The organism is Nocardia nepalensis, from assembly GCF_048910785.1.
Taxonomy (GTDB): Bacteria; Actinomycetota; Actinomycetes; order Mycobacteriales; family Mycobacteriaceae; genus Nocardia; species Nocardia nepalensis.
Window position 1 is genome coordinate 195,142 of record NZ_JBKBET010000004.1, and the last position, 13,966, is coordinate 209,107.

At 65.9% G+C, this 13,966-nt stretch carries 6 protein-coding genes and 1 CRISPR repeat array; of the genes, 1 reads left to right on the top strand and 5 read right to left on the bottom strand.

Translation table 11 applies throughout. The features are described 5' to 3' along the window. Nucleotides 1-142 precede the first annotated feature (142 nt). Nucleotides 143-5,761, top strand: a complete 5,619-nt coding sequence (mobF, locus tag ACHQ4I_RS04280) for a MobF family relaxase (protein ID WP_420770341.1) — start codon at nucleotides 143-145, stop codon at nucleotides 5,759-5,761. A 471-nt stretch (nucleotides 5,762-6,232) separates the two neighbouring features. Then, nucleotides 6,233-10,047: direct repeats of the CRISPR family, unit length 29 nt; unit sequence CGGATCATCCCCGCGTGCGCGGGGAGCAC. Nucleotides 10,048-10,137: 90 nt separating this feature from the next. On the opposite strand, the gene cas2e is transcribed toward mobF, so the two are convergent. From cas2e to cas7e, 5 genes are all read right to left on the bottom strand, one after another. Beyond that, nucleotides 10,138-10,536, bottom strand: a complete 399-nt coding sequence (gene cas2e / locus ACHQ4I_RS04285) for a type I-E CRISPR-associated endoribonuclease Cas2e (RefSeq protein ID WP_420770342.1) — start codon at nucleotides 10,534-10,536, stop codon at nucleotides 10,138-10,140. After that, the gene (gene cas1e, locus ACHQ4I_RS04290) at nucleotides 10,533-11,483 is read right to left on the bottom strand and encodes a type I-E CRISPR-associated endonuclease Cas1e (protein ID WP_420770343.1); all 951 of its coding nucleotides are present in this window, start codon (nucleotides 11,481-11,483) and stop codon (nucleotides 10,533-10,535) included. Before cas1e ends, cas2e begins: the two co-directional genes overlap by 4 nt. A gap of 2 nt (nucleotides 11,484-11,485) precedes the next feature. Next, nucleotides 11,486-12,169 carry a type I-E CRISPR-associated protein Cas6/Cse3/CasE gene (cas6e, locus tag ACHQ4I_RS04295; RefSeq protein ID WP_420770344.1) on the bottom strand — a complete coding sequence of 228 codons (684 nt, stop codon included), beginning with the start codon at nucleotides 12,167-12,169 and terminating at the stop codon, nucleotides 11,486-11,488. A 1-nt stretch (nucleotide 12,170) separates the two neighbouring features. Continuing rightward, on the bottom strand, nucleotides 12,171-12,896 hold the full coding sequence (cas5e, locus tag ACHQ4I_RS04300) for a type I-E CRISPR-associated protein Cas5/CasD (protein WP_420770345.1): 726 nt from the start codon (nucleotides 12,894-12,896) through the stop codon (nucleotides 12,171-12,173). Continuing rightward, nucleotides 12,893-13,966 (bottom strand): type I-E CRISPR-associated protein Cas7/Cse4/CasC (gene cas7e, locus ACHQ4I_RS04305; protein WP_420770346.1); only part of this gene is annotated, 1,074 nt, incomplete at its 5' end. The genes cas7e and cas5e, both read right to left, overlap by 4 nt.

The window sequence follows — 13,966 nt, forward strand, 5'->3', positions numbered from 1 at the left end:
CTCACTCATTCCCGACAAGCAGACCTCTTGCATCTGCGGGCGACAACGATTTGGTAACGACCAGCGGTTTTGCTTGATTTGACGAAAAAATAGTCAAATCCAACCCCTGGCGTTAATGGCCGGGTGGGTGCTTGATGGATATATGACCGCGACGATTCATAAAGTCGTGGCAGGCAATGGGTATCAATATTATCTGCGCAATGTCGCCGCGAATGATGTTTCGGCTCGCGGCCGTTCCAGCCTCGCCGATTATTACTCCGCTCATGGGGAAGCTCCGGGCCGCTGGCACGGCACGGGCCTGGCCGCGTTGGGCATCCAACCGGGTGAGGAAGTCACCGAAGAACAGCTGAAATCCCTGCTCGGACTGGGGCGTCATCCGAACGCGGAAGTGATCGAAGCCCGCGTCTACGACGTGCAGATCAGCAAGGGTGCCACGCACAAACAAGCGACACAAGCAGCCGATCACGCGTCGCGTTTAGGTAACCCATTTCGGGTGTATAGGGAGGTTTCCGAGTTTCGGAAACGGTGCGCGAAAGCGTTCTCCGAATACAATTCCGCGCGCGGGTTCGACCCTCACGAAGCAATCGGCGATGACGAACGTGCACGGATTCGTACCAGTGTCGCGTTTGAAATGTTCTGCGAAACCTACGATCGCCCGCCCTTGGATGCGCGGGAATTGTCGGGGTGGGTGGCACGTAACTCGCGCCCGAACACGACCGCGGTCGCCGGTTTCGACATCACTTTCTCACCAGTGAAGAGCGTCTCGGTGTTGTGGGCACTGGCCCCACGGTCCGTCGCGGACAAGATCGAGCTCGCGCACCAACGGGCGGTGCGCGACGCACTCGAGTGGCTCGAGAAGCACGCGATCTTCACCCGGCTGGGACGTAACGGGATCCGGCAGGTCGATGTCGAGGGCATTGTCGCGGCGTGGTTCACCCACCGCGATAGCCGTGCCGGGGATCCTGACCTGCACACACACGTGGTGATCGCGAACCGGGTGCGCACGCTCGACGGTAAATGGCGCACCCTCGATGGTGCCGCGATCTACCAGGCGTTGGTGACTGTTTCCGAGATATTCAACACCCGCCTCGAACACCATATGGAGGATCTGGTCGGTGTGGAGTTCGCCGAACGCCCCGCAGCGGATCCGTCGAAGCGTCCGATTCGTGAAATCGTGGGTATCCCACTGCGGTTGATCACGGCGTTCTCGCGCCGCGATGCCGCGATCACCACCCGCCTCGGCCAGCTCGCAGCCGAGTTCCAGCGGCAGCGTGGACGCGAACCGATCCCCGGGGAAATGTGGGACCTGGCCGAAAAAGCGACACTGCAAACCCGCCCGGCCAAACATGCCCTGCGGTCGTTCGCCGAGCAGCGCAGCACCTGGCGGGCCCAGGCTATTGCTGTCCTCGGGAGCCGGGAAGCGTTGGCGGGGATGGTCACCGCGGCTTTGAACCCGATCCGCGCCCCGCGGTCTGTGATCACGCCCCGGTGGGTCACGCGAACGGCTGAGCGTGTGTTGGAGGTCGTGTCTGAGCATCGATCGACGTGGCGGGCCAGCAATGTGCGCGCCGAAGTCGAACGCCAACTGCGTGGACATATCCGAGGCCAGGACTGGGAACAGACCGCCGAAGCCGTCGTGGCTGAAGCCCTCTCGCCTGCGCACTCGATCGCGTGTGGTGACCCCGACCTCGCCGGCGAACCCGAATTGCGCACCATCCCAGCGCTATTGCGTCGCCGCGACGGCGCCAGCGTCTACACCGCCGCCGCATCGCAGGTGTTCACCTCCGCGCGAACCCTGTCGATCGAACAGCAACTGATCGACCTCTCCGTCCAGCCCGGCGCACGCCAACTCGCCCCCGACACCGTCGCCACGGCGGTGCGCGCCTACAACAACACGCATCCGGATCAGAGGCTCAATGCCGGGCAGATCAGCGTGATCGAAGAATTCGCGACATCGAACCTGCGGATCCGCACAACCAACGCACCCGCGGGATCTGGGAAGACGACCGCGATGCGCGTGCTCGCCGATGCGTGGTCCGCCAGCGGCGGCCACGTGCTCGGGTTGGCGCCCACCGCGGCAGCCGCGGCCGAGCTGGGTAAGGCGATCCGCGTACGCGTGGAGACCGTCGACAAGCCGTTGCATGTCATCACCGCCCACACCCCCGGCCGCGACAACCTCACCCAAGACCGCGCGTTTCCGCCGTCGCTGCCGCAATGGATGCTCGAGATCGACGCCGAAACGTTGGTGATCGTCGATGAACACGTCAAGATCGGCAACCTCAAACGCCTTCGCCTGCTGCAATTCCTAACCGAGCGGGGAGCCACCGTCCGCTGCATCGGCGACCCGAAACAGCTCGCCGCGATCGAAGCCGGCGGCGCAGACGCCGACATGGACGCAGCCTCACCCGAGCCGGAGTTGACCCTCACCCATGTCGTGCGGTTCGCTTCCACCGCTGAAGCCACCGCGAGTTTGCAGCTGCGCGAAGGGGATCCGGCCGCATTGGGCTGGTACCTGGACAACAGCCGCGTCCACGGCGGGCACGCTGGCGCCACGCAGGACGACGCCTACACGGCCTGGATCACCGATCACCTGGCAGGTCGCGACACCATCATGCTCGCCGCCAACCATGACACCGTCAGCGAACTCAACGCCCGTGCCCGCGCCGACCGCATCGCCCGCGACGGCGGCACGGTCGGTGCCGAAGTTGTTCTCGCCGATCAACTTCACGCCTCGGTCGGTGACACCATCCGCACCCGCCGCAATGACCGACGCTTGCGTTTAGGCGAGCGGGATTGGGTGCGCAACGGCTACGCCTGGCGCGTGACCGCCGTCCACAACGACGGCAGCCTCACCGCCACCCACGTCGGTTCGGACGCGAAACTCGGTGACAGTGTGTGTCTTCCCGCCGATTATGTGGCCGCGTATGTGCGCCTCGGGTACGCGACGACGATCGATTCCGCGCAAGGAATCACCGCAGATTCGTGTCATGTCGCGCTCACCGGGGGCGAGTCTCTGCAACAGCTTTACGTCGCACTCACCCGCGGTATCGACGCCAACCACGTGTATGTACCGACCGCATTGGACGGTTCCGAAAGCTCGTTCTGGTCCGAACCGGCCGTCTATCCGCGCACCGCCGTCGAGGTATTGCTGCGTGTATTCGGGCGCAACGGCGCCCAGAAATCGGCGCACACGATGCTGCGCGATGCGCTGGATCCGCACCAGCGGATCGGTCGCGCGCTCGATATCTACCTCGACGCGGTCGGTGTCGCTGCCGAAAACGCCCTCGGTCCAGGCGGACTCGAACGCCTCGACGCCGCCGCGGAAGCATTGCGCCCGAACCTCACCGACAGCCCCGCCTACCCCGTTCTGCGTCAACACTTGGCGTTAATCGCGCTCTCAGGCCATGACCCGATCACGGCCTTGCGCACCGCCGCGAGCGCCCGCGAACTCGACACCGCCGATGACGTTGCCGCCGTGCTCGACTGGCGCCTGGATCCCTCCGGCGCGCACTCCACCACCAACGCACCCCTGCCCTGGGCATCAGGGATCCCCCACGGGCTGCGCACCGAACTCGACTCCACCCAACTCACCGCACGCGCCCGAATCGTCACCGACCTCGCCACCCAGATCCGCACCGACACACAGTCATGGACACCCGCGTCCGCACCACACTGGGCGCGCCCGCTCATCGGCTCCGCCCCACAACTGCTCGAAGACCTCGCCGTGTGGCGGGCCTCCCTACACATCAACGACCGCGAACCGCGCCCCACCGGGCCACCGCGCTACACCGTGGGCGAACGCGAACACCAAGACCTGCTCGATGCCCGCGTCACCGACGCACTCGGCGACCCGCACCTGCCTGCCAGCAGGTGGGCACCGCTGATCACACAGCTGCAACCACGCATCCTCACCGACCCGTGGTGGCCGATCCTCGCCGACAAGATCGAGGTCGCCGACCGATCCGGAATCGACATCGAATCCCGGTTGACCCACGCTGCGGCACTTCGGGCGTTGCCCGACGACATGCCCGCCGCGGCCCTGTGGTCGCGACTCGAGCTCGAACTCGTCGCCGCCGAGGTCACCAGCACCCACAACCTCACCCCCGACTGGACCCATGAACTCCATCAGATCATCGGCGCAGACACCGCCCAACGCGTCATCAACGACCCCGCCTGGCCGCGCCTGGTCGCCGCGATCGACCGCGCCACCGGCACCGACTGGACACCCGCCGAACTGCTCACCACCGCATACGAACTCATCCTCGGGGCCCAACCGGACGACAGCGCACCGCTGCGCCCCGACCAACTCACCAACGCCCTCGCCTGGCGTATCGACGCACTCCTGCACGAGCCCATCCACCCCGACCAACCCGATCCACACCTACTCCCGGAGCCCACCATGCACCCACCCGAGCACCACCCCGATCCCGAACCACACGATCCCCGCCATGGCAACACGACCGCACAGCCGTCGCCGCGCCCACCGATCCGGCCACCACAGACCGCCACCAGTGCCGAAAACCCGCTGTCCGACAGCGCCGCAACGATCGCCGCGCTCATCCAATCCGGTGACCTGCGCGCGGCGCCGCGCGCCTTTCACGACCTCGCCGAGGGCCTCACCGACGAACAACGCGACATCATCGAACACGTCGCCACCACCCTCTACCGCAACGCCTACCCCATCGCCGCCGCCCGACTCCGATGGGCCGCAGACCAATACCCCCAACACCGCGCACTCATCCACGCCTGCACACCCACCAGCGACCCACACGTATACCGACCAGCCACCGACAACATCCCAGCACCGAACCGGCGCGACCAACACCGGCGTGCCGCACGCGACAACCCCGACCGCGTCGACCGCACACCGCGGCGCCCACCGCCCCCCGACACCGATATCACCGCCGCACGCGAATACCAGGACTACCTCGACACCCGCGGCGACGTCGACGACCATCCCGAACACCTACCCAAACCCGAAGGAGTCCCGCACCGCTACTACCGCCAAAAGCTCTGGGAAGACCGCTATCCCGACTCCGAGCCACCCAACTACGACCGCCAAACAACCCGCAACACCCGCGCCCTGCCGTGCGTGTCCTGCGGTATCGGACGCGCCCTCACCGATAGCAGACCGATCCCGCCACGCCGCAGCGACGACGGCCTCTGCAGCGAATGCCGGACCGACAACCAACCCGGCATCCCCGACCACCCACCCGCCGAGCACATCCGCGCCCGCTGCGACCACATCGCCAACACCCACCCACCGAACACCGTCCACGGCATGCTCAAACGGGACTGGCATGCCGCACGCACTCTCGCCGAACGCCTCGCCATCGCAACCTGGGTCGAACAGCATCCACTGCCCGACACCCTGACCGAGCCATCAGCACCACCGTCTGACGATCTCCTCGATGTGTCCGACCCCATGCAGATGCTCACCGACGACCAACTCGCCCAAGCCATCACCGATATCAGCCAGCGCATCGACCTCGCCGAGACCGAAGCCATCCTCTACGGACCCGCACCCGGCACCGCATCCGCGGACACAACAGCCCTCGACACCACCACCTGGCTGCACAACGAACTCACCAACCTCAACACCGAACAACACCGCCGCACCCAACTCACACCCGAACAAACCACCGCCGAGCACGCCCTACGCGCCCACCACCAGCACGACAACACCACCGAAGACCCCACGGAATACGAGCCCGACCCGATCATCGATCCGCCCCTCGGCTACGACGACCTCGGGCTGTAAAACAAAGGCACCGACGACATCAAATGCGACAGCCCCACAGCACAACACCGTGGGGACCTTGTGCGTAGACGGTCACTGACCAGCTTCCGGGAATGGTCGGTGTTCGTTGTGCAGCGGATGCTGGCCGTAGTTATGCATGTCACAAGCCCAAATAGCCAGCTTCCATGCGGGACCATCCCCACGTGCGGGGAGCACCCTATTTGGCGGGGGTGTAGGTCAAGATCACGCGGATCATCCCCGCGTGCGCGGGGAGCACGCCAGCGCCGCAACCCGAGAGGCCCGGCAAACCGGATCATCCCCGCGTGCGCGGGGGAGCACGGATGAACGTTTCGGAGCCATGTCCTCACCGTCGGATCATCCCCGCGTGCGCGGGGAGCACTACTTCGGCAGCGCGCCGAGCGCGGCGATAGGCGGATCATCCCGCGTGCGCGGGGAGCACGACTCGTGGCAGGCCGCCGACATGTGGACCGCCGGATCATCCCCGCGTGTGCAGGGAGCACGTGACCAGTTGCGTTGTCGGACATCACAACCCCGGATCATCCCCGCGTGCGCGGGGAGCACGTCAGCGCGGTGATCAATGGACCCGCCGTGCCCGGATCATCCCCGCGTGCGCGGGGAGCACCACTCGTCGGCACCGGCGTGCTGGGCCGGGTCCGGATCATCCCCGCGTGCGCGGGGAGCACGTGGACGCTTGAATCTGGGTCGCGAACGGCCGCGGATCATCCCCGCGTGCGCGGGGAGCACGGTCATCGAGCCACCGGCCTTGGCGAACTTCGCGGATCACACCCGCGTGCGCGGGGAGCACGTCGACCAAGCGCTCATCGCGCTGCGGTGGGAGGGATCATCCCCGCGTGCGCGGGGAGCACTGCAGAGGATGCAGGTGCTCACGACTTTCCCGCCGGATCATCCCCGCGTGCGCGGGGAGCACGCAGGAGGCGGCGCGTACTTCGTCACCGCGACCGGATCATCCCCGCGTGCGCGGGGAGCACACACGCACACATCCGTTGTGGAAGACCAGCAAAGGATCATCCCCGCGTGCGCGGGGAGCACGCGTCAACGTCTTCGCGCTTGCGCTTGCCCTTCGGATCATCCCCGCGTGCGCGGGGAGCACAAACCGTTGAACGACACCAACATCCCCCAAGCCAGATCATCCCCGCGTGCGTGGGGAGCACGTCTTCACCGGCACCACAACCCAGACCGTCACAGGATCATCCCCGCGTGCGCGGGGAGCACACGCTCACGGTGTCCAGCAACTACACGCAGGTCGGATCATCCCCGCGTGCGCGGGGAGCACCGCAGGCAGTCAGCTCGCCGTCGCGAGACCTCCGGATCATCCCCGCGTGCGCGGGGAGCACGTGTCCCTGAAATCGCATTCGCCGACACACCTCGGATCATCCCCGCGTGCGCGGGGAGCACCGGGGAGGCTCGGCAGGCGCGGCGTCCGGGGCCGGATCATCCCCGCGTGCGCGGGGAGCACTGCCAGGCAGCCGATTCCGGTCGAATCGCATGCGGATCATCCCCGCGTGCGCGGGGAGCACACGGTGACGGTTGTGCTGAACATCTTCCCCTTCGGATCATCCCCGCGTGCGCGGGGAGCACGAACCATTCGGTTGCCCTGACTGCCGACGCGAAGGATCATCCCCGCGTGCGCGGGGAGCACAGCCGGAGTCGGAACCGACTGCACCGGAACACGAGGATCATCCCCGCGTGCGCGGGGAGCACGTTGGGCAGCGGGATCTCCACGAAGTGGGAGCCGGATCATCCCCGCGTGCGCGGGGAGCACTGTTCCTGTTGGCGTGCTGAGAGTTTCGGTTGCGGATCATCCCCGCGTGCGCGGGGAGCACCCGATCTCACGCTCGTCGGGCTGACCGATGGACGGATCATCCCCGCGTGCGCGGGGAGCACCGACGGGAATCAGTATCTACGGATCTCAGTACGGGATCATCCCCGCGTGCGCGGGGAGCACGCGGACGTACGGCCTTGCTACCCTGAGAACTGCGGATCATCCCCACGTGCGCGGGGAGCACGTCTTGACCTCGTCCATGCGCCCACCTTATGACGGATCATCCCCGCGTGCGCGGGGAGCACGCGGACGATGCCCTCGGCGGTCAGCTCCCGATAGGATCATCCCCGCGTGCGCGGGGAGCACAGGATATGCAGCCGGACCGCGCCGCGGTCGACCGGATCATCCCCGCGTGCGCGGGGAGCACCCGTAATAACGCTCGGGCGGGTTGCCGGTGCGCGGATCATCCCCGCGTGCGCGGGGAGCACATCTGCCAGGGTAGGCGTGAGGGGTGCTCAGGCGGATCATCCCCGCGTGCGCGGGGAGCACTGGGCCACATGGGCTTTCAGCTCGATCAGGGCCGGATCATCCCCGCGTGCGCGGGGAGCACTCATCGCCGCTTAGCCAGCCGCCCGGCATCACCGGATCATCCCCGCGTGCGCGGGGAGCACGCGCTGCTGGCGCTCACGCTGGCGTTGAACACCGGATCATCCCCGCGTGCGCGGGGAGCACGGGCGAGATCTACAGCCGGTCACGATGACTGCCGGATCATCCCCGCGTGCGCGGGGAGCACCACATCTAAAGACAGCGAGAGCCCCGACGGTCCGGACAATCCCCGCGTGCGCGGGGAGCACCCCGAACCGGTACGCAACCAGGTCAAAAAGCACGGATCATCCCCGCGTGCGCGGGGAGCACGAGTCGTAGGACCGAGGCTTACGCCGACACCCCGGATCATCCCCGCGTGCGCGGGGAGCACGTCAACTTCGATGACTCCGGAGTTCTGGGCCGCGGATCATCCCCGCGTGCGCGGGGAGCACGAAAAGATCGGTGTCTTCGTCGATTCCCAGAACGGATCATCCCCGCGTGCGCGGGGAGCACGTGGTGAGAGATTCGTACGCCTGCCTCAATGCCGGATCATCCCCGCGTGCGCGGGGAGCACTATGTCATCAATGGACTCGATGCCTTCTTCGGCGGATCATCCCCGCGTGCGCGGGGAGCACCGACAACGAATTTCGGCGGGCGCTTACGCCTCCGGATCATCCCCGCGTGCGCGGGGAGCACGACCCAGATGTTGCGGAACGGGCTTGAACTCGCGGATCATCCCCGCGTGCGCGGGGAGCACTTCCTCCGCCAGCGCCGTCAGTTCGGCCCGCACGGATCATCCCCGCGTGCGCGGGGAGCACGGTCGCGCTCGAGATCGTGCAGCCCGAGGCCCGGATCATCCCCGCGTGCGCGGGGAGCACACAAGGGCTGTCATTGCGGCCATCATCAACACCGGATCATCCCCGCGTGCGCGGGGAGCACCGCCCCGTCGTCCCCTGGCTGGGCGCCGACCGCGGATCATCCCCGCGTGCGCGGGGAGCACGCGACCTTGGTGCGGCCGAGGTCCGCGAAATACGGATCATCCCCGCGTGCGCGGGGAGCACCTTGGAAGGTGCTGCCGCGCGAGCTCCGCTCGCGGATCATCCCCGCGTGCGCGGGGAGCACTTTCGCAGCATCGAGCGCGTTTCCCGCGAAGAAGGATCATCCCCGCGTGCGCGGGGAGCACGTGTCGTTGCGCCGCCGCGCGCCCCTCGAGGACGGATCATCCCCGCGTGCGCGGGGAGCACGCCGCGGTTCGCGACCGGCGACCCGGTGAGGAAGGATCATCCCCGCGTGCGCGGGGAGCACCTGGCCACCAGAGGCCGAAACCCTTCTCCGCACGGATCATCCCCGCGTGCGCGGGGAGCACGCTATCGCCTCATAGACGGCGGCCGCCATGGACGGATCATCCCCGCGTGCGCGGGGAGCACACCTCGGAACCCTTCACGGCCCAGACTGGCTTCGGATCATCCCCGCGTGCGCGGGGAGCACCAGTTCGGGCGCCTGGTCGACTTCATCACGGACGGATCATCCCCGCGTGCGCGGGGAGCACGTAGTCGTCCCGCGGTTCCGCCACGATGTTCCGGAGGATCATCCCCGCGTGCGCGGGGAGCACACCAACCCGTCGGCAGACAACTGACGCATCGCCGGATCATCCCCGCGTGCGCGGGGAGCACCTCTCTGATGCCTTGCTCACTGCGATTACCGCAGGATCATCCCCGCGTGCGCGGGGAGCACGATCGCGCTGTCTTCCCGGGTGGCGTCCAGGTGCGGATCATCCCCGCGTGCGCGGGGAGCACGCCAAGTGGGGCGGAGGACCAAATTCATGGTGCGGATCATCCCCGCGTGCGCGGGGAGCACGGATGATCCTGCTGGTAAGGCGAAGCACGAGACGGATCATCCCCGCGTGCGCGGGGAGCACACTTGTTGACCTGGGCATTTCTGGGTCGATGAGCCGCTTTTCATTCGGTTTCATTCGGGCAATCGCTAGGCCATGTTTGCGTGGTGATTGTTACTTCGGTTTGAACTTTCGTCTGGCTGTCCGGCGCCGCCATACTGTTTCGGATTGGTGCTCGGCGGCGTTTGTTGATTGTTTGCGGGTGGTCAGAGGCGCTTGAGGTGCGGGGATGTAGTCGGGGATGGTTGTGCGGCGCATGAGTGTGATGCCGTCGTAGTCGGTTGGGGTCCAGTCGTGTCCATGGACTTTGAAGGCGAGGCGTTGTTCGTTGCGTGCTGAGTGCACCATCAATGCTCGGCCTTCGGAGACGTACTCGATGATGCGCTGCCACATGAGTTCTCGAACGCGCGGTGACATGTTGCCGACGAACAAGCCTGGGCTGATTTCGAGCAGCCACCGTGTGAGGTGACCTCGGAGTCCGGGTGGCACCGCGGTCAAGACGACGATGGTCAAAATTCGTCTCCGTAGCCGACGCCGCCAGCGACAGAGTTATCCCGGTCATCCCACAGTGAGATAACTTCGAACTCCAGTTCGTCGAAATCCGCTGCCTCGGTCCCGGTCTCGCCACGCAGGAGATGCTGGATGTCGCGGGCGCATCGTTCGAGGATCTTCCCGTCGTGCAGGGCATCTCGGACTCGTCTTCGGGTAACGGCTCCGATGTCTTCGACGTCTTCGGTTGCGATATCGAATGCGATCGGTATGGTCACCTCGGCTTTGTACAGGTCGGCGATGTCGTAGACGAACGATCGGTGATGGCCTGTGTGCACGAAACCGAGGGCGGGCGAGCATCCCAGCGCGACTATGACCGAGTGCACAACGCCGTACAGTGCCGAATTCGCTGCTGAGAGAGCCTGATTGACCGGCTCACCGGCATCCCAGTCCTCGACGTCGTAAGTGCGCCGGTTCCATTCGACTCCGGTCCGCTGCGAGTGCTCGCGGTAGACCGCGCGCACGCGGGCGCCCTCGCGCCCGCGTAACTGTTGCATCGATAGTTCTGAGATATTTTCGCCCGGAAAGCGCATGGCATACATCGCCCGCGCGACCCGCAACCGCGACCGCGTGTTGGTCACGGCCTCTGCTTGTGCCTCCAGCAGACGGGAGGATCGCGATAGCCCCACGCCGTGGGCGTAATACCGGACGCCGCGTTCTCCTACCCACACCACCGTTGATCCACTGTCGGACATCAGTGAAATCGCTTGATGGGTGATCGTGGTTCCCGGGCCGAGCAGCAGCACGCCGATTGAGGCGGCCGGTACGTGAACGGTGCCGCGCTCATCGGTCGCGGTGATGGCGTTGCTGTCGCGGTTGACGACGCATCGATCCAGGTACAGGAACGAGACGCGGTCCGATATGCGTACCAGCTCTTTGGATTCCGAGGGTCTGCGCCCGATCGTGCCCACAGCTATTTGTCCGTCTGCGTTGGGTAGGCCAGTGTCAGCAGGCCGCATCCATATGATTTCGCTCGTCCGATTCCGAAGCTGAGTGAATGTCGTAGTGCGGCAACGTCGGTTACCTCGAGGATGCCTTCGAAGGTGGCGGTGGAGATGGTGACGCGTGTGTTGCCGCGAGTGAACCGTCGTACTGAGCGGTCGGTGATGGCGAGTTCGAATTCATTGTCGGTCGCGTCGGGTGCCTGTCGTGGCAGTATTCGGATTCCGATGCGGTCGGCTCGGTCGAGTAGCCATTGTTCTTGTTGGCGGGCGGTGACGTGGGCCAGGGGTTTGGTATCGGCCCAGCCGTCGCGTCTGCCGGAGTGGACGGGGTTGGCGGTGAGGCGGAATTGCCAAAGCTGGCCGACCGTGAGCCGGTCCAGGAGACGGTCGTAGGGTTTGGTGTCCCATGCTTGGGTGGTTGGCCATCCGGCTTGTTCGACGATGTGGGTGAGATCGGGTTTGTCCGGGCTGGCGATGTAGAGCAGGACGCGGTGGGGTCCGTAGTTGTCGAGGCGCCACAGGATTCGTCCCTCCTCGGTTGCCGCGGCCTCGGCGAATCCGCTGCACACCGCGGCGTGTAGTGCTTGTGGGGAGGACAGCAGTATTCGGGCGCCGCGGCGGCGGGGGTTGATCGGCATTCTGGTCAAAAACATCTCACACCTCCAGCACCGACATGGCGTCATGTTCGTCGCCGGGTTCGGTTGTGCCATGGGGATTGGGCACGGTGACGTTGCCGCGCACGACCGAGCGCCATTCGTACTGGCGGTGGTTGGGGTCGAAACTCACCGGTGTGTCTCGGATCATTTCGCCGTCGTCTTCGCCTTCGGCGGCGTCGCGGACGGTTGCCAACCGGACCATAAGGTCGCGGGTGCGGCGCTGGGTCCCGGTGCTGGCAAGCCAGGGGCGTTGTGCCAGCGCGGTCTGCAGGTCCTCGTCGAAGACTCCGAGCGCGATGGGTCCGGCGGGTGGGCAGGATCGGCGTCCGAGGTAGAGCGGGAACTCGGGACTTCGCACGGCGGCGTCGATCGCGCTGATGAGTCCGTGCTCGCCTTCGAGGACTGCGAGATAGACCGCGTCGGAGATGTAGTAGCGATACGACAACGGTAGCGAGGTCCAGGTGGTGGATCCGTCGCGTTCGCGTTTGGGCCGCTGCGCGGTCTGGAAGTCTCGAACCAGCTGCCCGGGTTGGTCGATGCGGACACCGAATCGCAAGCCCAGCAACGTTTCCAAGGGGTCGGTGCGGCGCAGGCCCTTCGCTGCCGCGATGAGCCCGAGCACCCCACTTTTGGTTGGCGCGATCTCGGTGCCTCGTCGCACGAATCGGCTACTGGCTCCCCACGATTGCAGCGGCCCGGCCAAGCGCAGGGCCACCACGGTCATTGATGGTCCCCGAGCCTGGTCCCGACCAGCGCACCTACTTCGGCGACGAGGTCGGCGAATGCGACGTTGGCGCCCAGATCGTCCAAACCGGCGGTATCCGAACCGAGTCGGGTCACCCAGCTCGCGACCGGTGTTTCGGAGTAGGCGCGTTGCACCTCGTGTGCCTCCTCACGCAACAGGTCCGCGGCCCTTTTGACTCGACCACCGGTATTCGATTCCCGCACCGGGCTTTCGAACGCGCCCACGAGGTTGATGGGTTGGGTGTCGCGCACCAGAACCACCACGGCCTCGGGCAGGGTGCGGTTGGCGAAGGTGTTCTGTTTGCCGGTGGGCATGGATCGCACGAAGGACATCAGGAACGCTTCGACCGCGCGGCGGGTCGCTTCCTCGTCGCCGAGGTTGTCGTTGAGCCGATTCACGTCGATGGTCGCGTACCGGTACAGGGTGGAGGAATTGAACTCGATGGTGCCGATCATCCCGGCCCCGGTCTCGTGGTCATCGATATGATCGTCGACGGCGGTGAAGTAATCGAACTCGGTCTCCACCGGATGCACACTGATGGCGTGGGCGACCTGGACAGCGGCGTCGACATTCAGGTCGGCTTGGTCGGCGACCATGCGACCGAACAAGGCGATATCCACCGAATGGTCACGATCGGCCAAGTCCTTGACCTTGGCTTCCCGCAATGCTTTTGCCACGTCCTCGGCCTCGGCCGCGGCGACCGCCGCCTCGGCCAAGGCCCGGATTTGATGGCGGCTGAGGAAGACCAGATATCCGGCTTCGTCGATGGCGTCTTTTTTCGGTGGTTTGACCGTGATTCCGATCGCCTTCATCACCTCCGACGCCAACGCAAGGCTGCGATCCGCCAAATCCTGTGACTGCGTAGTGATCTCAGCTGCCAGCAGGTCGACGACTCGTCGGGTGCGCACGCCGAGTTCGGAGCGATCCAGGTGCTCGTCGAAGGCGGCGCGGGTGGCGCGTTTCCACGCTTGGCTCGACACTCGCGCACGCCGCACACCGCCGTAGATAGCGGTCTTGGGGCTGCCGGTGTCGTCGCGGTTGAGGTTGCT

Coding starts and splice junctions, on each gene's coding strand:
- cas5e (WP_420770345.1), bottom strand. CDS start 12,896: ATGACCGTGGTGGCCCTGCGCTTGGCCGGGCCGCTGCAATCGTGGGGA.
- cas6e (WP_420770344.1), bottom strand. CDS start 12,169: ATGTTTTTGACCAGAATGCCGATCAACCCCCGCCGCCGCGGCGCCCGA.
- mobF (WP_420770341.1), top strand. CDS start 143: ATGACCGCGACGATTCATAAAGTCGTGGCAGGCAATGGGTATCAATAT.